Origin of the sequence: Paractinoplanes bogorensis (assembly GCF_018829635.1) — a bacterium.
In the GTDB taxonomy this organism is placed as follows: domain Bacteria; phylum Actinomycetota; class Actinomycetes; order Mycobacteriales; family Micromonosporaceae; genus Actinoplanes; species Actinoplanes bogorensis.
Window position 1 is genome coordinate 530,270 of sequence record NZ_JAHKKG010000004.1, and the last position, 24,519, is coordinate 554,788.

Consider the following 24,519-nt stretch of genomic DNA (forward strand, 5'->3'; position numbering starts at 1 on the left):
CGTCTTGAGGGCGGCGCGGCTTCGCCGGTCAGCCCTGCAGGGCCGGCGCGCCGTACTGGCGCACGCAGTCGATCCCGTAGACCTCGGCCTGAATGCTCTCGTGGATCGGGGCCACCGGCAGTTCGTCGAGGATGGACCACATAGCCTCGGCGTTGCTGGCCAGTTGTGGGTCCTTGCCGTCGTTGGCGTCGGTGATCTTCTTGAAGGCGCCGTAGCTGCTCGTCATGAGGCTCTTGGCGGTCGCCTGGTCGCCGCCGTCGAGCGCGGCGAACATCTTGCGGACGTCGGCGCACGCGGCGAGCATCTCCGCGTTGCCTTTCCCCGGTGCCTTGGCCGCGGCGGTGGCTTCCGCCGCCGTGCCCGGCTCGGCGGCGCTGGTGGTGTCGTCGCCCCCGCCGCAGGCGGCCGCGAAGCCCACCAGGGCGACCGCCGCCAACGCCGCGGCCGTCCGCTTCACCTTGATGCTGCCCATGTCGTCCCCCACCCTTGTCCCCTGATGTCCCGGTCAGGGTGTGGGGTCGCGCCTAACAAACGCTAAAGGCCCGGCGCCGGCTCGTCGGGGGCCGCGACCACGAATGTCTCGGCTGCCGCGGCGTCGACACCGAGGCCGGCCAGCACGCCGGTGCCGTTCTCCTCCTCCAGCAGGCCGAGCAGGACGTGGCCGGTGCTGATGCTCTCGGTGCCGAGGCGGACGGCGGCGCGGAAGGTCAGTTCGAGCGCCTTCTTCGCCCGTGCGTCGTAGGGGATCAGCACCGGGTCGGCGTCGCCGGGCTCCGGCAGGGTGGCGGCGACGGCTTCGCGCGCCTGGTCGAGGTCGATGCCCTGCGCCCGCAACGCCCCGGTCGCCGTTCCCTCGTTGCCGAGCAGGCCGAGGACCAGGTGGGCCGGGGTCATCTCGGCGTGGCCGGCCCGCTTGGCCTCGCCCATGCTGCCGACGATCGCGCTGCGGGCGGGCTGGGAGAACCGGTCGAAACCCCGCGACGGGTCGGCGTCCGGCTTGCCGACGAACCGCTTCTGCGCGGCCTGCTTGGTCACCCCCATGCTGCGGCCGATGTCGGTCCAGGAGGCCCCGGACCGGCGGGCCTGATCGACGAAGTGGCCGATCAGGTGGTCCGCGATCTCGCCGATGCGGTCGGCCAGCAGCACCGCGTCGCTGAGCCGGTCGAGGGCGTCGTCATGGTTCTGCGTGATCGCCGAGATCAGGTCGTCCAACCGAACCGGCGGCGTAGTCTGCGTCATGCCGTCAACCATAGGTTGACGGCATGGCATCGTCAACCCGAAGTTGACGCGAGCCGTGGTCAGGGTTTTGCGGAGCGCCAGCCCGTGGGGTCGACGCCGCCGGGGACGGGGGATGCGGGGTCGTAGGGCTGCCGGGTGAAGACGAACGTGCCCATGTCGAGGTGGGTGACGGTGCCGCTGTCGTCGCGGACCTCGCGCAGGCGCTCGCCGGTGAAGTAGCCGCTCAGGCCGATCCACGTGCCGTCGCCGGCTGGGCGCAGCCGGGTGCCCCGGGTGCCGCCGCCGTTCAGCGGGCCCAGCTCGACGTGGCCGTCGGCCGCCGGGCGCAGCACGAACGCGGCCGGACCCCAGTACCACGGGCCGGCCAGCTCGAGGACCGACTGGTCGACCTCGGCCAGCGGCGCCCACGGCTCGGGGATGCGCGGCTCGCGGTCGGCGACGATCTCGAGCAGGTCGGCCGCCACGGTGCCGACCGGCAGGCCCGCCGTCGTGTTGGCCAGCAGCACCGCGCCCAGGCCGTCGGCCGGGCTCACCCAGACCGTGGCGACGAAACCGGGCACCGAGCCGGTGTGCCCGTTCAGCATCCGCTCGCCCCGGCGCAGCAGCTGGCTGCCCAGACCGTAGGACGACGGCCAGGTCGACGCCTCGGGAGCCGAGGACGGGAAGCGCATCTCTTCCAGGGACTCGGTGCGCAGCACCCGTGAATCGCCGTCGAGCAGGAACGTGGCGAAACGCGCGAGGTCGCCCGCCGAGGACCAGAGCTCGCCCGCCGGGCCCATCGGACCGTAGGCCTGGGCCGGCTCGGGCAGCAGCACGTCGGCCCACGGATGCACGGCCCAGCCGGTGGCCTGCGGCGGCGACGGCTGCAGACCGGTGCGGGTCATGCCCAGGGGCTCGAGGATCTCGCGCGCGAGCACCTCGGACCACGGCGCGTCGCGCAGCCGTTCGACCAGGGCGCCGAGCACGGCGAAACCGGGGTTGGAGTAGTGGAAGCGCCGGCCCGGCTGGTGCACGCGCGGATCGTCGGGCAGCACGTCGGCCAGCTCGGGACGCAGCGAACCGGGCGACCTCTCCCACCACGGCCCGGGCGGTTCGGCGGTCAGGCCCGCCGTGTGCGCCAGCAGGTCACCGATCGTGGCGTCGCCGACCGTCGTGCCGGGCAGGTGGTCGTCGAGCCGGTCGGCCAGGGCGATGCGGCCCTCGTCGCGCAGCCGCAGCACCAGGATCGTCACGAACGTCTTGGTGATCGAGCCGATCCGGTATTGCACGTCGGCGCCCGGGGTCGCGCCGTCGACGCTGCCCCAGCCCTCGAGCCAGACCGGACGGCCGTCGCGCACCACCGCGCCGACGACGGAGGGCGCCCGCGCGGCGACCTGGGCGGTGGCCAGGCGGTGGCGCAGGGCGCGAGAGGTCTCGGGGAGAAGTGCCATGCCGAGAACCTACAAGGCCGGACCGGCAGTTTCCGTCCCCTGTGGATAACTCGCGAGCGCGACGGCGAGGCGGTCGAGAACCGGGGTGACCGTGGGTGACAGCTGGTTGTTGACGATGATCGAGAACACGAGCGGACGGTGACCGGGCACTGTCACATATCCCGACAGGGCCGAGGCTCCGGTGAGCGTGCCGGTCTTGGCGTGCACGGTTCCGGCGGCGGGCGTGCCGAGCATCCGGTTACGCAGCGTCCCGCCGAGCACCGGGTCGCCGGCGACGGGCAGGGCCGCCGACCACAGTGGGAACCACGGTTCGGCCCGCACGGCGACCAGGAACCGGGCGAACGCGGCCGGGGGCACCAGGTTGCGCCGGGACAGGCCGGACCCGTCGACCTGCCGCAACGTCGTGACGTCGACGCCGAGCCGGGCCAGATAGGCGGCGACCGCCTCGGTGCCCGCGGGCCACGTTCCGTGCCCGATCGCCTTGATCAGCAGCTCCGCCATGCTGTTGTTCGACTGCTTGAGCAGCGGCGCCATCAGCTCCCGCAGGGGCCGTCCGGCATGGCGCGCCAGCAGCACGGCATCGGCCGGAGCAGCCCGGCCGGCGACGATCAGACCCGTTGCCCGTACGCCGTGCCGCCGCAACGCCGATCGGAACACGTCCGCGGTGAACGTGGCCGGATCGCGCACCGAGACCGCCTCGGTGACCGGAGCCGCGACGCTGCCCGTGACGGTGAGGACATTCGTGCCGTGACCACGCGTCACCGAGATACCCGTCCCGGAACTCGCCGTGACCGTCCGGTTGACCACCCTCAGTTGCCCGTTCGGCGGGCTCAGCGTGAGCCGGGCCGGCCGGTTGTCCACCGCCGCCGGAACGGCCTTGACGTTGACGGTTCCGGCCAGATAGTTCTCGTCCGGCGCCAGCGTCAACGCCGAGATCGGCGCGGCCGAGGAGGAGGTCTCGTCGTCCCACGCCCATTCCAGACCGAGCCGTTGCGAGTCGAAGGAGGTGTCGTCGGCCACCAGGTTTCCGGTGATCTCGCGGAGCCCGGTCGCGGCCACGTCCCGGGCCATCGCGTCGAGGTCGCCCGGCGAGAGCGCCGGATCACCCGTGCCGCGCAGATAGAGATCTCCGGCGAGGGAGGCGCCCCGGCGTACACCGGAAGCCCTGGCCTCGGTGACGAACCGATGCCCGGGACCGAGGATGGCCAGGGCCGCGGCCGAGGTGAAGAGCTTGGCGTTCGACGCGGGCAGCAGGCGGCGCGCACCGCGGCGATCGACCAGGGTCGCGCCCGTACGCGCGTCGGCCACCACGACCCCGACCTGCGACCCGGCCAGCACCGGATCGGCCAGGACGCCGTCGACGACCCGCCCGAGGCCGCCCGGCCCCACGGCATGAGCGGGATGAGCGGCGGGGTCGGCCACGAGACTGAGCGCGGCTACGGCGGTGACGACGAGGACACGTACGCGGGACATGTCTTGATCAACGACCGGGAACCTGATCCGTGGCTCGGGGCGTCGATCATGCGTACGCGGGACGCCTTTCGCTCGAGTTTCGGGTCGGGCGACCACGATGGCCGGTAACGACGACGGAGGTTTCTCGTGCGAGCACTGCCCGCCCTGATCGCGGCTCTGACCCTCGCCGCCTGCAGCACGGACGGCGGCACCGGCGACCCGGGCCCTGCCCCTGCCACCTCGACGGCGACCGGCCCCGACGAGATCGCCACCGGCCTCGACGTGCCGTGGGGCCTGGCCTTCGAACCCGGCGGCGAAGCGCTGATCGCCGAACGGGACAGCGGCCGCATCCTGCGCATCACCCCGGGTGCCGATCCCGAGCCGGTGTACCAGGTGCCGGGTGTCGCGGCCCAGGGTGAGGGCGGCCTGCTCGGCCTCGCGACCAGCGGCGACTGGGTCTACGCGTACTTCACCGCGGCCGACGACAACCGGATCGTCCGGTTCCGGCTCGGGAGCGGGTCCGCGCCCGAGGTGATCTTCGACGGGATCGCCAAGGCCGGGTTCCACAACGGCGGGCGCATCGCGTTCGGGCCCGACGACATGCTCTACGTCGGCACCGGCGACGCGGGGGAGACCGGCAGCTCGCAAGACCCGGCCAGCCCCAACGGCAAGATCCTGCGCCTGACCCCGGAGGGCGAACCGGCGCCGGGCAACCCGACGGCCGGCTCCCCGGTCTACAGCCTGGGCCACCGCAACGTGCAGGGGCTGGCCTGGGACGAGCGGGACCGGTTGTTCGCCACCGAGTTCGGGCAGAACGACCTCGACGAGATCAACCGGATCGAGCCGGGGAAGAACTACGGCTGGCCCGAGGTCGAGGGCGAGGGCGACACCGACGGTGGCCGCTTCACGAACCCGCTGGTCACCTGGCCGACCAGCGACGCTTCGCCGTCCGGGCTGGCGATCTCGGGCAACACGCTCTTTGCGGCCGCGCTGCGGGGTGAACGGCTGTGGAGCGTGCCGATCGAGGGCGACGGCGTGGGGGAGCCGCGGGCGTTGTTCGAGGGGGAGTACGGCCGGCTGCGTACGGTCGCGGTCGCCCCGGACGGGTCGCTCTGGCTGACCACCTCGAACACCGACGGCCGCGGTGACGCCCGCGACGGCGACGACCGCATTCTGCGCATCGCCGCCGCCGCGGAAGGAGCCTGAGCCGTCAGAACCGGGCCACGGCCCGGACGCCGAGTTTCCGGATCGCCGTGTCCGACGGGTTCGGCTTGACGAAGATCTCGGTCAGCAGGTCGTCCTGGAACGCGAGCACGATCTTCGTGTCGGAGCCGGCGCCGAGGTGGAAGACGAGCAGCACGGATTCGTCCCCGGCGAAGTCGGTGTCGGCGATCCGCACCGACTGTCCCGGCGCCGGCTTGCACCGTCGCACCCGGTCGGTCACGTCGGCGAGGTAGGCGGCCGCGCCACCCGGGGTGGTCACCGTCGTCTCCTGCAGGACGAACACCTCCGGGCCCTTGCGCAGTGACTGCACCCGCCCGGTGACCGCCTCCGGTTTCGACCCGCCGAGGCAGCCGATCGCCCCCAGGGTGAACTCGGCGCTCCAGTCACCGTCGGTCCCGACGGCGGACGGCACATATCCGGCGCCGACGTCCGACGGCTGCAACATCATCGCGGGCGTGACGTCGGCGGGCGGGGTCGACGACGGCGTGGCCGGCGGCCAGGACGGGGGCGGCGCGGTGGAAGGCGGCGGCGAGGGCGCCCCGGACGGTAACGGCGATGGTGAGGAGGATGGCGACGATGGTGACGGTGCGGGCAGGGGCGGGCCGGCCACCGGCGCGGACGGCGCGGAACCGATGGCGACCCCACCCGCGACCAGCCCGATCGCCACGACGGCACCCACCGCCCCGATGCCGATCGAGGTACGCCGCCGGGCTCGCGACCGCACCCGGTGGACGGATTCCCAGGCAGTGTTCTCGGTCTCGGCGAACAGGCGCCGGAACAGCGGATCAGGCATGGTCGTACTCCTCCTCGTCGAGCAGCCCGGCCAGCGCCCGGCGCCCCCGGGCCAGCCGGGTCTTGACCGTGTTGACGGGCACGCCGGTCTGCGCGGCCACGTCGGCGACCGGCAGGTCCATCAGGTGGTGCAGCGTGATCGCCTGCCGCTCGCCCACCGGAAGCTGCCGGAGCGCCGCGATCAGCGCCACCGTGCCGGGGTGGGGCGGGGGCACATCAAGATCAACCCCGTGTCTCCCGTACGCCCGCAGCCGGTTCCGCGCCTTCCGCCACTGGTTGAGGCACAACCGGTAGGCGACCGTTCGCAGCCACCCCTCGGGGTCGTCGTACCCGCTCACCGCCGGCCACCGCTGCCAGGCACGCACGTACGCCTCCTGCGCCGCGTCCTGAGCCTCGGCCCGGTCCCCGGTCATCGCGTACAGGTAGGTCACCAGCCGATGCCGGGTCCCGCCGTAGAACTCCTCGAAGCCGTCATGGCCGGCCACCGCGCCCCCTTTCCGGCGTCGTTACTGACTGACACCCGCCAGGTGGCCGCCAGGTTTCACGAGATCTTGTCGAGAATCGCCGGCAGGGGGGCATCGGCCGCACCGGCCAGCACGAGGTCGGCCGCCGTGAACCGGTCGACCGCCACGTACGCGTTGGGTACGGCCACGCAGCGCAGCCCGGCGGCCCGGGCCGCGGCCACCCCGTGCGGCGTGTCTTCGAACGCGAGCCCGCGCTCCGGCGCGATGCCGAGCCGGTCGAGGGCGAGCCGGTAGACGGCCGGATCCGGTTTGTGAGCCTCGACCTCGTCGCCGCAGGCGGTGACCGCGAGCCGGTCGAGCAGGCCGGCCCGGTCGAGGTAGCCGTGCACCCACGACCGGGGCGAGCTGCTCGCCACGGCCAGGCGCAGCCCCAGCTCGGCGGCCTGATCGAACCACTCCCGGATGCCCGGTGCGGGCTCGAGCCGCTCGTGCAGGACGTCGCGATACGCCGTACGGAGGGAATGGCTCTCGGTCTGGTCGTAGCTCTTGCCCACGGCGGCGGCGAGGGCGGCGTAACGCTGATCGTTGACGTTGCCGCCGTGATCGGCGAAGAAACCGTCGAGCGGCAGGTCGAGCCCGTGCCGGCGCCACTCCCAGCGCCAGCTCTCGAGGAGGGTCGACTCGGTGTCCATGAGCAGGCCGTCGAAGTCGAAGATCAGGGTGTCGGGACGCACGCCCCAGTATGGCCGGAACCGGACGGGATCGGATGATCGGATGAGGCCAGGAGCGTCGCCGGTCCGGTACCGTACCGCCGTCATCAGCTTTGAGCGGGGGAAACTCATGGTGCGTGGTAACGGACGGCTTCGCGGTGCTCTCATCGCGACCGGCGCGGCGACAGTGGCCGGCATCGGCATGATCGTGTTCGCGGCGCAGTCGTCGGCGGAGACCAACGGCGACGCAGCCAAGGTGCGGGCGTTGACGACGATGCCGCCGCCCGCGGCCCCGGCCGTCGCGATGAAGGTCACCGGGCTGCCCGGCGGCGTCGCGCTCGTCGAGTGGAGCGAGGTCCAGGCGCCGTCCGGCATCTCGTTCACCGGTTACCGCGCCACGATCACCGACACCACGGTGGTCGTCGTGCCGGGCCCCACGCCGACGCCGACCCCCACGCCGCCCGGGCCGCGTCCCGTCCTCGCGACGCAGGAACTGCCGCTCACCGCCCGGTCGGCCCGGTTCACCGGCCTCGACCAGACCCACCAGTACGCGCTCTCCGTCGTGGCCTACGGCACGCAGGGCCAGAGCGGGCAGAACGGCACGGCACTCAACCCGAACCCGGTCTCGGTGACCGCCGCGCCGACGTCGGTCGTCTACGGCAAGCCGGCCACGCTCACCATCAAGACCTACCGTGCCAACCAGAGTGTGCTGGTCGAGAAGCGGGCGCAGGGCAGCCCGACCTGGCTGCCGGTCAAGACGGTCAAGTCCGATGTGAACGGCACGGCCACCGCGAGCGTCGTGCCGGCCGAGATCACCGCCTACCGGGTCACCACGCCCGGCGAGCTCAGCACCTGGCCGGGCACGGCCTCGACCACGGTCACGGCCCGCTTCTCGGTCACGATCAAGGCCAGCGCCACCACGATCAAGCCCAACCAGCAGATCACCGTCACCGGCACGGTCCGTCCGGTGAAGGCCGGCACCAAGGCCAGCCTGCAGCGCAAGTCGGGCGCCACGTGGGTGACGATCGCGAGCAGCGCGGTGAAGGCCGACGGCACCTACTCGATCCCGAAGACGTTCGCCAAGGGCACCTGGCCGCTGCACGTGGTGATCACCGGCGGCACCACCGTCGCGTACGGGACGAGCGGGCAGGTCACCGTCACCGCGAAGTAGTTAATCGGAGGCGCCGCCCGATCTTGCCGGGCTAACCTCACTCCCGACCGGCCGCCGGCTGAGCGGCGGCCGGAAACGGACACCGGACCGCCGGATTCCGGGAGGGAGTGACGTGATGGAGAAGATCAACGAGCGCCTGGTGAACTGGGCCAGCCTGCTCGAGACGGAGACCAAGGGACAGGCCGAGAAGGCGTCCCGCCTGCCGTTCATCTTTCCGCACATCGCCCTCATGCCGGACGCGCACCTCGGCAAGGGGGCGACGGTCGGCTCGGTCATCCCGACGCTGGGCGCGATCATCCCGGCCGCGGTCGGTGTGGACATCGGCTGCGGCATGGCGGCGGTGCGCACGCAGTATCACAAGGACGAGCTGAAGCCGGGCCTGGCGACGCTGCGTACGGCGATCGAACATGCCGTCCCGCTGAGCGCCGGCGTCTACAACTCGTCGGTGACGGACACCGCCCGTACGCGAATCGAAGCTCTGACCGTCAAGGCGGACAAGGCCGGATTCGAGCCGGGCCGTTATGCCGGCAACTGGGAACTGCAGCTGGGCACGCTCGGCTCGGGCAACCACTTCATCGAGGTCACCGCGGACGAGAAGGGTCAGGTCTGGCTGTTCCTGCACTCGGGGTCGCGCGGCGTCGGCAACAAGATCGCCACGCACCACATCAAGGTGGCCCAGGAAGCGGCCAAGCGCTGGTGGATCGACCTGCCCGACCCCGACCTGGCCTACCTGGCCGAGGGGACGGACGAGTTCTGGCGCTACATCCGGGAGCTGCGCTGGGCCCAGGACTTCGCGCTGGCCAACCGCGACGAGATGATGGACCGGGTGGCCGGCTGCTTCGCCGAGTTCGCAGGCGGGCCGGTGCACGAGGTCGAGCGGGTGCAGTGCCACCACAACTACACGGAGCAGGAGACGCACTTCGGCAAGAAGGTGTGGCTCTCGCGCAAGGGTGCGATCAACGCCGAGAAGGGCCGCCCGGGTCTGATCCCGGGGTCGATGGGCGACGCGTCCTACGTGGTGGTCGGCAAGGGCAACCCGCTCGCGCTGAACTCGTCGCCGCACGGCGCGGGCCGGCAGCTGTCCCGGTCGAAGGCGCGCAAGACGTTCACCCGCGACCAGCTGCGTGAGGCGATGAAGGGCATCGAGTACCGGGACACTGACGCGTTCCTGGACGAGATCCCGGGCGCCTACAAGCCGATCGACGTCGTCATGCAGGACGCCGACGACCTGGTCGAGGTGCGTCACACGCTGCGTCAGCTGGTCAACGTCAAGGGAGACTGATCGCCGGCGTTCTATCGCAGCAGCGGGAACACCGTTCCGGCGATGAGTGCGCCCACGATCGTGCCCGCGACGACCTGGGCGAGCGTGTGCGCCGACAACACCAGCCGTGACCAGCCCACCAACGGGACCACGGGCACGGCGATCAGCGCGACGGGACCGTAGACGGCCACCAGCACGGCTACGGTCCCGGCGGCCACCCCGGCGTGGATCGACATCTTCCACCACGCGGTGACGGCCGCGAAGACGACCAGACCGGTGATCCCGGCCGCGAGCAGCGCCAGCAGCTCACGGGGCGCGCCGAGCGCGACGAGCACGGCGGTGCCGATCGCGACCGACACCATGCCGAAGATCAGCGGGCCACGGCGGTGCTCCCGCTCGGGGATGTGATGGCTGGTGAGGCGCCCCCGGCGGACACCCCGCACCACGTACGCCATGGGAATGCCCGCGGCGAACAAAGCGGCCGGCGCGCCCCACCATCGCGACACGCCCGGCTGACTGCCCGCGTGGAAACCGACGACCATCAGCAGCGTGGCGACCAGCACCCCCGGCGCGAACACCTCGGTGATTACGCGGGCTGTCCTCTGTCCCGCAGCTCTTTGTCCCGCCGTCGCGGTCCCGGTCCTCACACCTGCGCCTTCCGGTAGGACGCCGGCGGCACGCCGACCATGGCGGTGAAGTCGCGGGTCAGGTGGGCCTGGTCGCTGTAGCCGAGCTCGGCCGCGAGTTCGCCCAGGTCGACCGGGGTGCCGGCCGAGATGCGGTCGGACGCCTCGTGCAGCCGGGCGCGCCGGATCACCCATTTCGGGCTGACACCGACGTGGTCGGAGAACACGCGCTGGAGCTGCCGCACGCCGATCGCGAACTCGCGGGCCAGGTCGTCGACGCGCGTGATCCTCGTGTCTTTGCCGGCCTGCGCGACGACGGCCTCGGCCAGTTCGGCGGCGGGAGTCGGACGGTCAGGCGCCCGCGTGCGCAGAAAAGCGTCCATTTCCCGTACGGCGTCAGCGTCGTCCGCGGCCAGGATGCGCTCGGCCAGCCCGTCGCCGAAAACGTCCTCGACCGGCAGGTAGCGGCCGGTGACGGTGGCGACGGGCGCGCCCAGGAACGGGCGGAACCCGGCCGGCCGGAAGCGCACCCCGAAGACGCGTCCGGCACCCTCGAGGACCTCGTGGAACGGCCCGGTCACCACCCCGGCGACCCGGCAGCGCCCCGGCTTGAAGGTGACGTTGACCGCGGGATAGGGCAAGACCTTCTGCTCGTACGGGTCCTGGCCGCGCAGATCCCACGAGACGATCCAGTAGTGCTCGACAAAGGGTCGCAGCGCCTCGTGCGCGGCCGGCGAGCTGAACTGGAACTTCCGCCGGCCCTGGCCCGGGTTGAGGATCGCCGGCACACGGGGAGCCTAACAAGTCGCGTTTCTTCAATCGCGCTGGTGAGGGTCGTTCCTAGGCTGCCCGCATGGAACTTCACGACATCATGGTCCGGGCGCTGGCCGCGACGTCCACGGTGGTGCAGCGGGTCGGGGCCGGCCAGCTGGACCGGCCGACACCGTGCCGCGAGTGGGATGTGCGGGCGCTGACCAACCACCTGCTCCTGGTGGTCGAGGCGCTCGAGCTGGCCGGGCACGGCGCACCGATCCCGGACACGCACTGGACCTCGACCGCGGCCGCCGCGGTGCCTGTGTCCGCGCGGCCTGAGTCTGCGCTGCCTTCTTCCGCGCTGCCTTCTTCCGCGTTTCCGGATTCCGCTCGGGTTTTCCAGGGTGCGGCCTCGGCCTGGGACGCGCCCGAGGCCTGGACTCGCCCCGTGCCGATGGGAGGGATGCCGATGCCGGCTGACATGGCGGTCGCGATGCTGGTCAGCGATGTGGTGATCCACGGCTGGGACCTCGCCCGCGCCACCGGCTCCCCGTCGGCGGGCTCGTCACCGGCCGGGTCGCCGGCTTCCTCGTTCGCGGTCGATGACGATGTCGCGGCGATGACGCTGCGGTTCATGACCACCATGAGCGAACAGGGGCGGGCCATGGGCATCTTCGCCGCCGCCGTGCCCGCCGCCGGGGATGCTTCGGATCTCGACCGTGCTCTGGCGTTGAGCGGCCGCGACCCTTCATCCTGAGCGGCCGCGGTCTCTCGTCGCTCTGAGTGGCCGGATCCCCCTCGCAGAGTCAGCAGGCGCGGCGCCTCGGGCGTGTCCGGCGTCGTCGCGGTAGGTTGGCGTCCCGTGGCCTCCCGCTTGCAGACGACCGACCCGCCCTACGTCGGCCCCTACCGTCTGGTGTCCCGGCTCGGTGAGGGTGGCATGGGCTCGGTGTTCCTGGCCGAGGCCCCCGGCGGGCGGCTCGTCGCGGTCAAGGTCATCCGGCCCGAGTATGCGCACGAGGAACACTTCCGGGCCCGTTTCCGCAGCGAGGTGAGCCGGGCCCGGCAGGTGCCGCCGTTCTGCACGGCCGAGGTGCTCGACGCCGACCCCGACCACGACACGCCCTACCTGGTCGTCGAGTACGTCGACGGGCCGACGCTGAGCGAGGTCGTCGCCGAGAACGGGCCGCTGACCGGGGGCAGCCTCCACGGCGTCGCGGTCGGCGTGGCCACCGCGCTGGCCGCGATCCACGGCGCCGGGGTGATCCACCGCGATCTCAAACCGCGCAACGTGCTGTTCGCGCTGGGCCAGCCCAAGGTGATCGACTTCGGTATCGCGCGACCGCTCGAGCCGACCAGTTTCCACACCCGGGCCGAAGAGGTCGTCGGGACGCTGGCCTACATGGCGCCCGAGCGACTCGATCCCGGCAGTGAAGACCGGCTGACCCCGGCGGTGGACGTTTTCGCCTGGGGCGCCGTGGTGGCGTACGCGGGAAACGGTCGAACGCCTTTCGGTGGCGACACCCCGGCGGTGACCGCGGCCCGGATCCTGACCCAGCCGCCGCGGGTCGACAACCTGCCGTCGTATCTGGCCGAGCTGGTGACCGCGGCGCTGGACAAGGAGCCGCGCAACCGGCCGACCGCGGGGGAGCTGCTCGAGCGGCTGCTGGTGACCGGGGCGCCGAGCGGGCCGCCCTTGCCGCCTTTGCCGCCGCAGTTGCGGGAATCGGCCGAGGCGGCCGCGCAGCACTCGGGCCGGCACCAGACCGGGTCGTCCCGCCGTCCCCGGCGCCGGGCCACCCTGATCGCGGTGGCCGCCGCCACGGTCGTCGCGGCCGCGGTGGGCGTCGGGTTCCGGTCGCTTGGCGGCGGCGAACCGGTGGCCGCGGTCCCGTCGGTCGTGCCCACGTCGTCGGCCGCGACCGGGCCGAGCCTCTTCGATCCGTTGACCACCGAGTCGCTCTTCTCGAAGACCGCCGCCTGCACGTATCGCAACGGCCTGCGCGTGGTGGCGTCGGAGTTCTCGATGTGCGGCAACTACACCGACACCGTGTTCCCGTCCGCCCAGAGCATCGCCGTCCGGGCCACCCTGGCCGACGCCCGGTCCTGCGCGGCGATGTGGTTCCGGGTGACGCCGGGCGACAAGGACGAGTACGCGGACGGCTACCGGGCCCGGGTCTGCACCGACCAGGTCGAGCTGACCAGCTCGATCGACGGCCGCGAGACAGTGATCGCCGCGGCGAAGCGGACGACCTCCACCGGCGCCGCCCACCAGCTGCGGCTGGTCGCCGACGACCAGCAGGCCACGCTGTCGGTCGACGGGCAGGAGGCGGTCCGGGGGCCGCTCACCGAATCGTCGCTGACCAGCGGCCGGGTGCTGCTCGGGGCGGTGGCCGCGGGCGGGCGGGCCGTCGTCACGTTCACCGACGCCCAGCTGAGATCGGGCGACGGCACGGACGTGCCCCCGTTCATGACCGGCGACGCGCAGCTCACGGCGGGCATGCACATGCTGTACGACCTGGGGAAGGTCGCCATCCTCGAGCCGACCGAATATGTGACCGGGGCCGAGTACTGCCGTCGCTTCACCCTGCCGGCCACGTCGCCCCAGTGCGACAAGACGCTGGTGCCGATCGCCAGCGGTACCCGGGTGAGCCTGCCGATCGCCGCCAAGCCGCGCTACCTCGACTACCGCCACGACCCGGCGAAATGTTTCGACGAAAGCACCCATGCGGGCACGTGCGCGGTCCCGTTCAAGACCTACGTCACGGTCACGTCCGAGCCGTCGCCCCGGCCGTCCCTGGTAACGATCAAGGCCGGCCAGGTGACCACGGTGGCCCGCATCAACCTGGAATCCGACTGAGGCCTGTTTCCTAGATAGGGTGGGCCTCCGCAGCCCGCCTCAGTTCTGAAACAGGCCTCGCCGACTCTGTCTTGGCCGTCCTCGGCGGCGGAATCGGTTTGCGCGGGCGGTGACTCGGCGGCCAGTCTCTTCGGCATGTCATTCGAACCGCCGCCGTCGCCGCTGTCGTCACCCTCGCCGCTTTCTCCGCCCTCGTCGGTGTCGCCGCCCTCGTCGGTGTCGCCGTCGTCGCCGTCGCCGCTGTCGCCTCCGGAGATGGTCAACGCGGGCGAGCTGGTGCTCAAGCGCTGGGAGCTCGCGTGGGCCCCGGAGACCCTGGCCGCCATCCGCGAGTCGCTGCCCGAGCTGCGGGAGTTCCTGCCCTGGGCCACCGACGCCTACAACCTCGACGACATGCACGACTACCTCACAAGGTCGCGGGAGGGCTGGGACGAGGGGGATCAGTTCAACTACGCGATCTTCACCTCGGTCGGCGAACTGGTCGGGTCGATCGGTCTCATGACGCGGATGGGACCCGGGGTGCTCGAGATCGGGTACTGGACGCGGAGTCCGTACGCGGGAAGGGGTTTCATGACGGCGGCGGTCCGGGCTCTGACGCGGATGGCCCTGACGCTGGATGGCATCGAGCGGGTCGCGATCAAGCACGACGTGGCGAACAAGGCGTCGGCGGCGGTCGCGATCAAGGCCGGTTTCGCCGAGGTGCGCCGTGAGGGGCACGTGCCGGCCGCGCCGGGGGAGACCGAGGTGACGGTCGTCCGGGAGTTCGCCCGGGACGCCACCTGAGATATCGCCCGCTCACCTGCCCGCTATGTCGCCCGGCGCGTCGCCCGGGAAAGTGGACATTGACGGGCCCCTCTGTCTGCCAATAACTTACGGGGAACCTCCGGAAGTTGCGGGCGTGCGAAGTCCACCGTTTCGCCGCCCGCGACCCCGTACCCCGAAGGAGTCGGCAGTGAAGAGAACCGTTCTCGCCGTGGTGACCGTCCTCGCCACGAGCGCAGCTTTGATTCAGCCTGTTCAAGCAGGTGGGCACGCCAAGTCGCTTCGATCGGTAGCTCCGCGAGACTTGCGGATCGGCACCGCGGTGGCCGGCGGCGGCCACCACCTCGACCAGCCGTATCCCGACCCGTTCACCTACGACAAGCCGTACCGGCGCGTGCTGGCCAAGGAGTTCAACTCGGCCTCACCCGAGAACCAGATGAAGTGGGAGTTCATCCACCCCGAACGCAACAAGTACAACTTCGGCCCGGCCGACGCGATCGTGAAGTTCGCCCGGCAGAACGGTCAGGTCGTCCGCGGCCACACGCTGCTGTGGCACAGCCAGAACCCGGCCTGGCTCAACGAGGGCACGTTCACCAAGGCCGAACTGCGGCAGATCCTCAAGAGCCACATCTTCACCGTGGTCGGCCGCTACAAGGGCAAGATCCAGCAGTGGGACGTGGCGAACGAGATCTTCAACGAGAACGGTGAGTACCGCTCCGAGAACATCTGGATCCGTGAGCTGGGCCCCGGCATCATCGCCGACGCGTTCCGCTGGGCGCACCAGGCCGACCCGAAGGCGCAGCTGTTCCTCAACGACTACGGCGTCGAGTGGCCCGGCGTGAAGGTCGACGCCTACGAGGCGCTCGCCAAGCAGTTGCTGGCCGACCGCGTGCCGCTGCACGGCTTCGCCTCGCAGGCCCACCTGAGCATGCGGTACGGCGCCCCCGACCAGCTCGCCGGCGTGCTGCAGCGCTTCGACGACCTGGGCCTCAAGACCGCCATCACCGAACTCGACGTCCGCATGGACCTGCCCGAGGGCGGCGCACCCACCGCCGAGCAGCTGGCCACCCAGGCGTCCTACTACAAGACCACCCTCGACGCCTGCCTGGCCGTGGCCGGCTGCAACTCGTTCACGATCTGGGGTTTCACCGACAAGTACTCCTGGGTCCCGGTCTTCTTCCCGGCCGAGGGCGCCGCCACGGTCATGTGGGACGACTTCACCAAGAAGCCGGCCTACTACACCCTCCGCGACACCCTGGCCGCCGCCCGCCGCTGACCACCTCCCGCCGCGCGCGTTCCCGGCGCGCGGCGGCCCAGCGCGGTCCGAGTTCGCGTGCCGGGCACTCGTCGATCTCGCGGCCTGGCGAGCGTGCCTCGCGCAGTGCTGCCTCTGCGTGTGCCCGCCCGGACCCCCGATCTCAAGCCCGGGCGGGCACACGCGGCTCAGCGGGCCACCGCTCGGCCCGCCCGCGGTTCGGCCCGCTCGGCCCGCCCGCGGTTCGGCCCGCTCGGCCCGCCCGCGGTTCGGCCCGCTCGGCCCGCCCGCGGTTCGGCCCGCTCGGCCCGCCCGCGGTTCGGCCCGCGCGTGGCTCGGCACGGGCCCGCGACTCGGCGGTCAGCGCTCGTCGAGCACCTCGCGCAGCTTGGCGGCGAAGTTGTCGGGGTCGCCCTGCTGGCCGAACTCGCCGCCCAGGAAACCGGCGTGGCCGCTCGGGAACGGCGTCGCCTCGATGCCCAGACCGGCCGCGACCCCGAGCCCGGCCCGGTGCGCCAGCTCGCCCTTGGACTCCTCGCCCACGCCGACGACGATGCGCGTCGAACCCTCGCGAAGGCGGGCGAAGTCGGGCGCGTAGTGCGTACAGGAAACGAGGTTTTGACCCAGAAGAATGTCGTCGCGGGAGCCGTCGTCGTCGGACGACATGCCGAAATCCTCGGGCGACGGACCGGGCTGGTCGATCCATCCGGCCGGGATCTCGCCCTGGTGGCCGACGATCGAGATGAACTTGACCATGGCAGGGCCCGAGCCCGACTTCTGGTAGAGGTCGGAGATGGCGTGCACCGCGGCCGACGCGTTCGCATGGTCGGGCACCGCCGCCACGACGGGCGGCTCGTGCGCGACCAGCGTGCTCACCTGCTCGGGGTGGGCCGTGACCAGCGCGAGCGCGTTGACGGCACCGCCGCTGCTGGCGAACACGTCGACCGGGCCCCCGCCGACGGCGTCGATGACGCGGCTCAGATCGTCACCGTGCTGCTCGGGCGTCGACGTGGTCTGGCCGCCGGTGAGCTTGCTGCGGGAGACACCGCGCGGGTCGTACGTGACGATCTTGCGGTCGGGGAAGTGGCTCGCCAGCGTGACGAAGCCGCTCGCATCCATCGGCGAGCCGATCAGGAGCAGGACGGGGCCGTCGCCCGGGCGGACGTCATAGGTGATCTCGGCGCCGTCGGTGGTCAGCGTGTGCGTCTCAGCAGTCACTTCAGTGGCCTCTCATCTCAAGTCTTGCCGGTAGGACTCGCCTCGCCGTCCGGACTCATCGGCTGCGACGGAAAAATTCTCACCCGGCGGCGGCCGGCCCGACAGAGCCTTCGGTACTGCCGGAAACCGGAACTTAAGTACTGGGCCTGCCGCCGGAGCCGCGGCTACTCTTCCCGGCATCGGCTTCGAGGGGTCGGCATCGGCTTCGGCTTCCCGGCATCGGCTTCGAGGGGTCGGCATCGGCTTCGGCTTCGCGGCTTCGGCTTCGCGGGGTCGGCATCGGCATCGGCTTCGCGGCATCGGCCGAAAGTCGGAGCCGGACGGGACAGTTTCCCGCCCGGGGTCGATGCGAGGATCATGCCGGTTCCGCGATTCTCTATCCCGGAACCGACCACGGGAGGGTCACGATGACAATCGAGGACGACAACCGGCCGGCACGGCAGCGAGTCGCACTGACCGGCATCAGCTCGCGGGCGTGGGAGCATCCCGCCGACCGGGGCGCGCTGACGGCGTTGCGCGAGCTGCGCGGCTTCGACGACGTGGTGCGCGGCCTGTTCGGCATGTGGAACGAGCGGGGGTTCCGCCTGTCCTACCTGGCCGGGGCCATCCGGGTCGACCACCGGCAGTACCCGCGGGTGCACGGCCTGTTCGCCGAGGCGGCCGACGCGCTCGACGTCGCCGAGCGGCCCGAGCTCTACGTCAGCCAGCAGCCGGTCATCACCAGCAAGTCGATCGGCATGGACCGCCCGTTCATCGTGATCAGCACGGCGGCCGTCGAGAAGCTGGACGACGAGGAACTGCGCACCCTGCTCGGCCGCGAGATCGGCCATGTCCGCAGCGGTCACGCGGTCTACCAGACGATCATGACGATCCTGACCCGCTGGGTGACCAACATCAGCTGGGTGCCGGTGGGCGTCATCGCGATGCGCGCGATCATCGCGGCGATGTACGAGTGGTGGCGCAAAGCCGAGCTGTCGGCCGACCGAGCCGGTCTGCTCGCCGCGCAGGATCCGGCGGCGTCGCTGCGCCTGTTCATGAAACTGGCCGGTGGCGGCGACCTGTCGCAGATCGACACCGTGGCGTTCCTCGAGCAGGCAGCGGAGTACGAGGGCGGCGGCGACATCCGCGACAGCATCCACAAGATCGGCATGACCGCGTTCAACAACGAGCCGGTCCCGGTGGCGCGCGCCTCCGAGCTGCAGAAATGGGTCGACTCCGGCGACTACGCCCGCATCCTCGGCGGCGACTACCCGCGTCGCGACGACGACCGCGACGCCTCGGTCACCGCCGACATCAAGGACGCGGCCGCCAGCTACCGCGACACGCTGCGTGACACGCCTGACCCGCTGGTCACGTTCGCCCGGCGCGCCGCCGGCGGTGCGGCCGACCTGGTCGGCTCGGCCGCACGCGGAGCCCGCGACTGGGCCCGTGGCCGCGGCGACGGCGGCAACAGCGACGGCGGCACCAACGGCAACGGCGCCTGACCTCCGGCCGGGCGCAACCGGCCGGCGCAGGACGACGAGCGCCCGGCAGCATCGGCTGCCGGGCGCTGGCGGGCGGCGTGGCGAGCGTGCACCGGGCGCCGGGCGGCGTGGCTAACGCGCACCGGGCGGCAAGCGGCGTGGCTCTGACGAGCACCTGGCACCGGGCAACGCGAGCCGTAGTAACGGACGTGCGCGCCGCTCGGTGTCAGAGCGTGGCGTCGTGGGCGGCCATCACGTCCTGGCGGGCCGGCTCCTCGCGCAGGATCGCCGCGTTGAGCCACTCGTCGGGGATCGCGAACGCGTCGACCAGCGTGGTCATGTGCGGGCGCAACTGCCGCAGCAGGTCGTTGACCATGCCGGTCACCGCCTTGGACCGGGCCGGGGTCAGCCGGCCGTGCTCCAGGTACCAGCCCTTGTTCGCCTCGACGGTGCTCAGGGCGTACAGGTCGCAGACCTTGCTCAGCAACGCCTTGACCTCGTCGTCGGCCGTGCGGTCGATGCCCGCCACGAAAGCCTCGAGCACGATCCGGTCGACGTGCGCGCGGGCCGTCTCGAGCACGTGGTCCTGCACGTCGTTGAAGATGTCGAACTGCCGCTCCGGCTTCAGCGAAGCGCCCTTGCGCAGCCGTCGCACCGCACCGTCGAGCAGGTGTTTCTCCCGATCCTCGAACAGGGCCAGGTGCCAGCCGCGGTTGGTCAGGGCGACCTCCTCGTCCCGGCCGGGCACCGCGTCGATGAGCCGTTCGATCAGGCTGCGGGCCGCCGTCCGTTCGAGCACCATCGATCGCACCTGGTCGGCGACGAACGTGGCCCGCCCCCACCCGTCGAGCGACCCGAACGCGTCCCGATAACCGGTCAGCAGCCCCTTCGCCACGAGCTGGAGCAGGACCGTGTTGTCCCCCTCGAACGTGGTGAAGACATCGGTGTCGGCCTTCAGCCCCGGCAGCCTGTTCTCGGCCAGATAGCCGGCCCCGCCACACGCCTCGCGCGCCGCCTGGATCGAGCGGGTCGCGTGCCACGTCTGCGCGGCTTTCAGCCCGGCCGCCCGCGACTCCAGTTCGCGCTGGCGGTGCTCGTCGACCGGACCGTCCGCGGTCTGCACGTCGTGCAGCGCGGTCACCAGCTCGTCCTGCGCGAAATGCAGTGCGTACGCGGTGGCCAGGTTGGTGGTCAGCACCCGCTGGTGGGCCAGATAGTCGTTCAACGCGATCTCGCGGTCCTCGCCGGGCGCGCCGAACTGACGACGAGATTCCCCATACCGTACGGCGATGGTCAGCGCGCTCTTGGCCGCGTTCGCCGCCGACCCGCCGACCACCACGCGCCCGCGCACCAGGGTGCCGAGCATCGTGAAGAAGCGGCGCACGTCGTTGTCGATCGAGCTCGTGTACGTGCCGTCGGGCGCGACCTGCCCGTACCGGTCGAGCAGCATCTCGCGCGGCACGCTCACGTGGTCGAACGAGAGCCGTCCGTTGTCCACGCCGAGCAGGCCCGCCTTGTGCCCGTCGTCGCCGGTCGTCACCCCCGGCAGCGGCTTACCGTCCTCGTCGCGGATCGGCACCAGCCACGCGTGCACGCCGTAGCGCTTGCCACCGCTGATCAGCTGGGCGAACACGACTGCCATGCGCCCGTCGCGCGCGGCGTTGCCGATGTAGTCCTTGCGCGCCGCGTCGTGCGGGGTGTGCAGGTCGAATGTCTGCGTCGCCGGGTCGTAGGTGCAGGTCGTCCGCAGTTGCTGCACGTCGGAGCCGTGCCCCGTCTCGGTCATCGCGAAGCAGCCGAGCAGATCGGCCGAGATGATGTCGCGCAGGTAGCGGTCGTGATGGTATTTCGTGCCGAGCGCGACCACCGCCCCGCCGAACAGGCCCCACTGCACGCCCGCCTTGACCATCAGCGACAGGTCGATCTGGGCGAGCATCTCGGCCGCGACCACCGAACCACCGGGGTCGGCCTGGCCGCCGTACTCGATCGGGAAGCCGGCCGCGACGCCCGGGTCGGCCGGCAGCCGGCGCAGTTGCCGGGTGACGCGTTCGCGGGCCTCGTCGATCGTCTCGCCGAAGACCGTGACGAACTCGTCGCCGGTCAGCTCGGAGCGCGCGGCTTTCCGCACATGCGCCCACCGGCCGTCGAGAACCTCTTGCAGTCGCGAGCTGAGCATGTCGCCTCCACCACTTGTTACTGGTGAGTAGCAACTTTACCCCGGCCCGCGCGCGATCAACCGGTGAAGCACGCCACGTCAGCCGGCGAGGACCCAGCGTGGCCGACCGGCGTCGTACAACTCGTCGACGACATGGCGGGCCCAGCGCATGCGGGGAGCGGCGCACTCGGGGTGGTCGCCGTACTCACCGGCGACGTCGGCGGCGCACCCTCGGACGCCGCCGTGCGTGCGCACCGCGTGACGGATGGCCTGCTCGGCGGTGGCGTGCGACGGGTGGCTTCCGGTCGCCAGAGGGCTTGTGAACAGCGCTTCCGCGCGGGCAACGGTCAACATCGGGGCGATGGCGGTCATGGGGATCTCCTCCTTCAACTGACACTCTCCGTAGGTAGGACCGGAGTCCCCTCGGGAACTCATCGCCAAGTTAGCCCCGGGGTACGACAATTTCTGCTGCGCGGCCGCGAGCCGAACCCGCCGCAACGGCGCGGTGACTCGCGGCCACGGATCAAGGGCCCGACGCACGTGGAGCGTGACTCACGGTGACGGCCCTGCGTCAGCCGTAGGTCGGGTGCTGCGGCCAACCGCCGGGGGAGTCCTCCCAGTCCTCCTGCCGCCCGTACGCACTGAGGTCTCGAACGTTGTTCGAGAACAGCAGACGATCGACACCGCGCTGCCCCGTGCTGTACGTACGGAAAATCTCGTCGCCGTCCCGCAGGAACATGCTCAGCAGAAAGCCCCCGCCCGCGCCGCAGTCGTCGGCGAACGTCGTGCCGTGCGACGAGACGAACGGCAACGTCCACCCGCGCTCGGCCTTGTACCCTTCGATCTGCTCGATCGGCATGTTCGAGACCGTGGCCCAGCTGATGCCGCTCGCGGCGAGCATCTCGAGACCGTGGTCGGGCACGTTGTCGGTGAACGCGGTGCAACCCGGGCAGAAGTGCCCCGGACCGTTGTCCATGAACTGGTAGACGGCGAGCTCGGGGCGCCCCTCGAACAGGTCGAGCAGCGAACGCTTCCCCGACGGCCCCTCGAACGCGTAGTCGTTCGCGAACCGGACCATCGGCAGCCGGCGCCGCCGAGCCGCGATCGCGTCGAGCTCGCGGGTCGCTCTCTTCTCGGCCACGAGCAGCTCAGCGCGTTCGCGCTCCCACTCTTCGGCCGTCACTACCTGCGGTTTCTCCATCATCGACCCCTTCCCGCCGTACGCCCGCACGAAACGCCCGACGCCCCCACGAAGCGCCAGGTGCCCGCACGAAACGCCAGGCGCCCGCGCGAACGCCCGATGCCCGCGCGAAACGCCGACGCCCGCGCGAAACGCCCGACGCGCCCACGGGTGGTTCGGCCGGCTCGACGCGGTAGGCGAGGTACCGGCGCGGGGTCAGCCCGAAACCATCAGGTGCAGCATCATCCCCGCGTCGGCGTGGGGCAGGTTGTGACAGTGGTTGGCCCACATCCCCGGATTGTCCGCTTGAAACGCCACCTCCCACACCTCGCCCGGCCGCACATCGAACGAGTCCAGCCACAGCGGACTCCCCGTCGCGGGCCGGCCGTTCCGTGACAGCACCAGCACGTGATAGCCGTGCAGATGCCACGGATGCACGACGAGCGACCGGTTGACGATCCTGAACCGGACGACATCCCCGAGCCGGACCGACTGCACGGGGATGTCCGGATCGGCCGCGCCGTTGACCGTGTGCGCATAACGGGGCAGCAACCCGCGCAGATCCAGTCCACGATCGAGCACCAGAGTGAACGTACGGTCGAAACGCGCGAACGGCCCCGGCGCCGATTGTCCGTAGGTGAGCGGATCGAGCACCGGCCACCCGTCCGGAGCGGCCGTCGCGCCACCGGCCGACCAGAGCAGCCGCCCGTCCACGGTGAGCGCGGCCGGCGCCGTCATGACCACGTCGTACCGACCGCCGGCCGGAATCAGCAGCGCCGTCCCGGACACCGTCGGCGGATCACGCAGCTCCCGCCCGTCGATGGCCGCGACGCGATAGCTGCCGCCCGGTGCGTACCGATGCGTCGTGCTGTCCGTGTTGATCAGCCGCAGCCGCACCGGCGTCCCCGCCGGAACCGCCGCCTCCTCCGGCGCCGGCAACACCACCCCGTCCAGCGTGTGCACCGGCACGACCACGTCGCTGTCGACCTCGGAGGTGGCGGGGTGGACGAGCAGCACGCCGTAGAGGCCCTTCCGCACGCCGATGTCGGAGGCGGAATGCGTGTGGTACCAGTAGGTTCCGGGCTGGTCGGCGCGGAAGCGGTAGACGAACTCGTGCCCCGGGAGCACCGCCTCCTGGGTCACGCCCGGCACTCCGTCCTGGTCGTTCGGCACGTCGTAGCCGTGCCAGTGCAGGGTCACGCCCCGGTCGATGTCCTTGTTGCGCAGCGTCACCTCGATCACGTCGCCGACCGTGGCCGAGATCTCCGGGCCCGGAACCTGTCCGTTGAATGTCCATGCCTGCACGTTTCGGCCGTTGACGTTCACGGTGGCCGTCGCGGCGGTGAGCGTGAACCGTCTGGCCGGCTTGCCCACGACGGTCGCCGTTCCTCGGCCGACGGACGCCGGGGGAGCGGTGTGCGCGTGACCGGCGCCCGAGGGAGCGGTGTGCGCGTGACCGGCGCCCGAGGGAGCGATGTGCGCGTGACCGGCGCCCGAGGGAGCGATGTGCGCGTGACCGGCGCCCGAGGGTGAACCCGGCGAGACGGCGAACCCGGTTCCGGCCACCAGCGCCGCGACCGACGCCAGGACAGCCGCGCGGAACACCCGGCGCGAGGGCCGCGGACCGACGAATCGCCATGTCGCGACCGTGGCGGCCAAGACGCCGGCGGCCGCGAGCAGCCCCGCACCCACCGATACCGGATAGCCGTGCAGGAGCGAAACGAGCAGTCCGGCGATCGACGTATAACCCGCGAACAACAACGGAACCGCCGCCGCTCGACGTCGGACCAGCGAGGGCGCGGCGACGGCGACTCCGGCGACCGCGAACGGCCCGGCGATGAGCACTTTCTCCGCCGCGAACCACCAGCCCGCCCGGGCCAGCGCCACCACCGTGACCGCGCGGACAACCGTGGCGAGCAACGCGAACAGCCCCAGCCCGAGAGCGACCCGCCCCCGTCCGGCCGCGGCCGCTCCTCCTGCCCCGAGCCATCCAGCGCTGACCAGGACCGCCACCACAAGATCGGCCGCGATCAGAGACCCGGCACTCACGCGGCCCCACCAACGGTGCTCGAGCTTTTCGGAGTGATGGAAGCGGTCGCCGGCTGCGCGAATCTGCTCGCCGCGCGCACGATGCCGACCACGACGTGGACGGCGATGATGCCGTTGACGGCGTGCAGGCCGCCGACGATCAGGCCCACTGTGGTGCTCCCGCCGGCCGCGTCGGTGAACGCTCCACTGAGCGCGGCGAGCAACGCCTGCACCAGGGTGAGGCCCAGCGGCAGGAGAGTCATCGCGATCAGCCGGCCCGGCGCCTTGGCCAGCACGGCGGACAGTGTCGTCAGGATGCACAGGGCCGGGATGACGGCCATTCCGGTGAGGCTGTGCAGGGCGTACGAGCTGTCGCCCTGGGGTCTGGTGAAAGCGCCCACCGCCGCGAACACGAACTGCAGGGCGAACACGACGAGCAGCACGGTGCTGACGATGACGAAGGCTCTGCGCATGAC

General features: G+C 71.4%; 23 protein-coding genes. 8 read left to right on the plus strand and 15 right to left on the minus strand.

The features are described 5' to 3' along the window. Positions 1-28: 28 nt before the first annotated feature. The 4 genes from KOI35_RS14260 to dacB all read right to left on the minus strand — a co-directional run bounded on the left by KOI35_RS14260 (position 29) and on the right by dacB (position 4,142). Entirely contained in the window at positions 29-472 is a 444-nt protein-coding gene (locus tag KOI35_RS14260) for a hypothetical protein (protein ID WP_215787464.1), read from the minus strand. Positions 473-534: 62 nt separating this feature from the next. Next, positions 535-1,251, minus strand: coding sequence for a Clp protease N-terminal domain-containing protein (locus tag KOI35_RS14265; RefSeq protein WP_215787467.1), 717 nt, complete (start codon positions 1,249-1,251; stop codon positions 535-537). A 47-nt stretch (positions 1,252-1,298) separates the two neighbouring features. Further along, entirely contained in the window at positions 1,299-2,669 is a 1,371-nt protein-coding gene (locus tag KOI35_RS14270) for a serine hydrolase domain-containing protein (protein ID WP_215787470.1), read from the minus strand. A gap of 9 nt (positions 2,670-2,678) precedes the next feature. Continuing rightward, a complete protein-coding gene (gene dacB, locus KOI35_RS14275; protein ID WP_215787472.1) occupies positions 2,679-4,142 on the minus strand; it encodes a D-alanyl-D-alanine carboxypeptidase/D-alanyl-D-alanine endopeptidase in 1,464 nt (487 codons plus the stop codon). Positions 4,143-4,268: 126 nt separating this feature from the next. On the opposite strand from dacB, the gene KOI35_RS14280 reads away from it, so the two are divergent. Next, positions 4,269-5,327 carry a PQQ-dependent sugar dehydrogenase gene (locus tag KOI35_RS14280; protein ID WP_215787474.1) on the plus strand — a complete coding sequence of 353 codons (1,059 nt, stop codon included), beginning with the start codon at positions 4,269-4,271 and terminating at the stop codon, positions 5,325-5,327. Positions 5,328-5,331: 4 nt separating this feature from the next. On the opposite strand, the gene KOI35_RS14285 is transcribed toward KOI35_RS14280, so the two are convergent. The 3 genes from KOI35_RS14285 to KOI35_RS14295 are packed head-to-tail and all read right to left on the minus strand — an operon-like array spanning position 5,332 to position 7,335. Beyond that, positions 5,332-6,138 carry a hypothetical protein gene (locus tag KOI35_RS14285; protein ID WP_215787476.1) on the minus strand — a complete coding sequence of 269 codons (807 nt, stop codon included), beginning with the start codon at positions 6,136-6,138 and terminating at the stop codon, positions 5,332-5,334. After that, entirely contained in the window at positions 6,131-6,622 is a 492-nt protein-coding gene (locus KOI35_RS14290; protein WP_215787478.1) for a sigma factor-like helix-turn-helix DNA-binding protein, read from the minus strand. The genes KOI35_RS14285 and KOI35_RS14290 overlap by 8 nt, the downstream gene beginning before the upstream one ends. A gap of 56 nt (positions 6,623-6,678) precedes the next feature. Next, positions 6,679-7,335: an HAD family hydrolase gene (locus KOI35_RS14295; protein WP_215787480.1), complete on the minus strand. Its 657-nt coding sequence runs from the start codon at positions 7,333-7,335 to the stop codon at positions 6,679-6,681. A gap of 106 nt (positions 7,336-7,441) precedes the next feature. Here KOI35_RS14295 and KOI35_RS14300 point away from each other — a divergent pair, with 106 nt between their 5' ends. Beyond that, entirely contained in the window at positions 7,442-8,482 is a 1,041-nt protein-coding gene (locus KOI35_RS14300) for a hypothetical protein (RefSeq protein WP_215787483.1), read from the plus strand. A gap of 115 nt (positions 8,483-8,597) precedes the next feature. Further along, a complete protein-coding gene (locus KOI35_RS14305) occupies positions 8,598-9,764 on the plus strand; it encodes an RtcB family protein (RefSeq protein WP_246613055.1) in 1,167 nt (388 codons plus the stop codon). 11 nt (positions 9,765-9,775) lie between these two features. Here the strand turns inward: KOI35_RS14305 and KOI35_RS14310 are convergent, their stop codons facing one another. Both KOI35_RS14310 and KOI35_RS14315 read right to left on the minus strand, forming a co-directional pair. Next, complete coding sequence (locus KOI35_RS14310; RefSeq protein ID WP_308120968.1) at positions 9,776-10,321, minus strand: phosphatase PAP2 family protein; 546 nt, start codon at positions 10,319-10,321, stop codon at positions 9,776-9,778. Positions 10,322-10,386: 65 nt separating this feature from the next. Continuing rightward, a complete protein-coding gene (locus KOI35_RS14315) occupies positions 10,387-11,157 on the minus strand; it encodes an AraC family transcriptional regulator (protein ID WP_308120969.1) in 771 nt (256 codons plus the stop codon). Positions 11,158-11,222: 65 nt separating this feature from the next. Between KOI35_RS14315 and KOI35_RS14320 the strand changes: the two genes are divergently transcribed. From KOI35_RS14320 to KOI35_RS14335, 4 genes are all read left to right on the plus strand, one after another. Then, positions 11,223-11,879 carry a TIGR03086 family metal-binding protein gene (locus tag KOI35_RS14320; protein WP_215787489.1) on the plus strand — a complete coding sequence of 219 codons (657 nt, stop codon included), beginning with the start codon at positions 11,223-11,225 and terminating at the stop codon, positions 11,877-11,879. Between the two features lie 105 nt (positions 11,880-11,984). Continuing rightward, positions 11,985-13,982, plus strand: a complete 1,998-nt coding sequence (locus KOI35_RS14325) for a serine/threonine-protein kinase (RefSeq protein ID WP_308120970.1) — start codon at positions 11,985-11,987, stop codon at positions 13,980-13,982. Positions 13,983-14,117: 135 nt separating this feature from the next. Next, a complete protein-coding gene (locus tag KOI35_RS14330; protein WP_215787491.1) occupies positions 14,118-14,765 on the plus strand; it encodes a GNAT family N-acetyltransferase in 648 nt (215 codons plus the stop codon). A 169-nt stretch (positions 14,766-14,934) separates the two neighbouring features. Next, positions 14,935-16,020 (plus strand): endo-1,4-beta-xylanase, encoded by a 1,086-nt coding sequence (locus KOI35_RS14335; RefSeq protein ID WP_215787493.1) that lies wholly within the window; start codon positions 14,935-14,937, stop codon positions 16,018-16,020. A gap of 339 nt (positions 16,021-16,359) precedes the next feature. Here the strand turns inward: KOI35_RS14335 and KOI35_RS14340 are convergent, their stop codons facing one another. Beyond that, positions 16,360-17,217, minus strand: coding sequence for an alpha/beta fold hydrolase (locus KOI35_RS14340; protein WP_215787495.1), 858 nt, complete (start codon positions 17,215-17,217; stop codon positions 16,360-16,362). Positions 17,218-17,624: 407 nt separating this feature from the next. Here KOI35_RS14340 and KOI35_RS14345 point away from each other — a divergent pair, with 407 nt between their 5' ends. Continuing rightward, complete coding sequence (locus KOI35_RS14345) at positions 17,625-18,701, plus strand: M48 family metallopeptidase (RefSeq protein WP_215787497.1); 1,077 nt, start codon at positions 17,625-17,627, stop codon at positions 18,699-18,701. 205 nt (positions 18,702-18,906) lie between these two features. Here the strand turns inward: KOI35_RS14345 and KOI35_RS14350 are convergent, their stop codons facing one another. The 5 genes from KOI35_RS14350 to KOI35_RS14370 form a co-directional block, all read right to left on the minus strand. Beyond that, entirely contained in the window at positions 18,907-20,856 is a 1,950-nt protein-coding gene (locus KOI35_RS14350) for an acyl-CoA dehydrogenase family protein (protein ID WP_215787499.1), read from the minus strand. Between the two features lie 78 nt (positions 20,857-20,934). Next, positions 20,935-21,207 carry a hypothetical protein gene (locus KOI35_RS14355; RefSeq protein ID WP_246613056.1) on the minus strand — a complete coding sequence of 91 codons (273 nt, stop codon included), beginning with the start codon at positions 21,205-21,207 and terminating at the stop codon, positions 20,935-20,937. Positions 21,208-21,406: 199 nt separating this feature from the next. Beyond that, positions 21,407-22,039: a DUF899 family protein gene (locus KOI35_RS14360; RefSeq protein WP_246613057.1), complete on the minus strand. Its 633-nt coding sequence runs from the start codon at positions 22,037-22,039 to the stop codon at positions 21,407-21,409. Between the two features lie 192 nt (positions 22,040-22,231). After that, on the minus strand, positions 22,232-24,064 hold the full coding sequence (locus tag KOI35_RS14365; protein WP_215787501.1) for a multicopper oxidase family protein: 1,833 nt from the start codon (positions 24,062-24,064) through the stop codon (positions 22,232-22,234). Continuing rightward, on the minus strand, positions 24,061-24,516 hold the full coding sequence (locus tag KOI35_RS14370; protein WP_246613058.1) for a DUF6220 domain-containing protein: 456 nt from the start codon (positions 24,514-24,516) through the stop codon (positions 24,061-24,063). Before KOI35_RS14370 ends, KOI35_RS14365 begins: the two co-directional genes overlap by 4 nt. Positions 24,517-24,519: the final 3 nt, after the last annotated feature.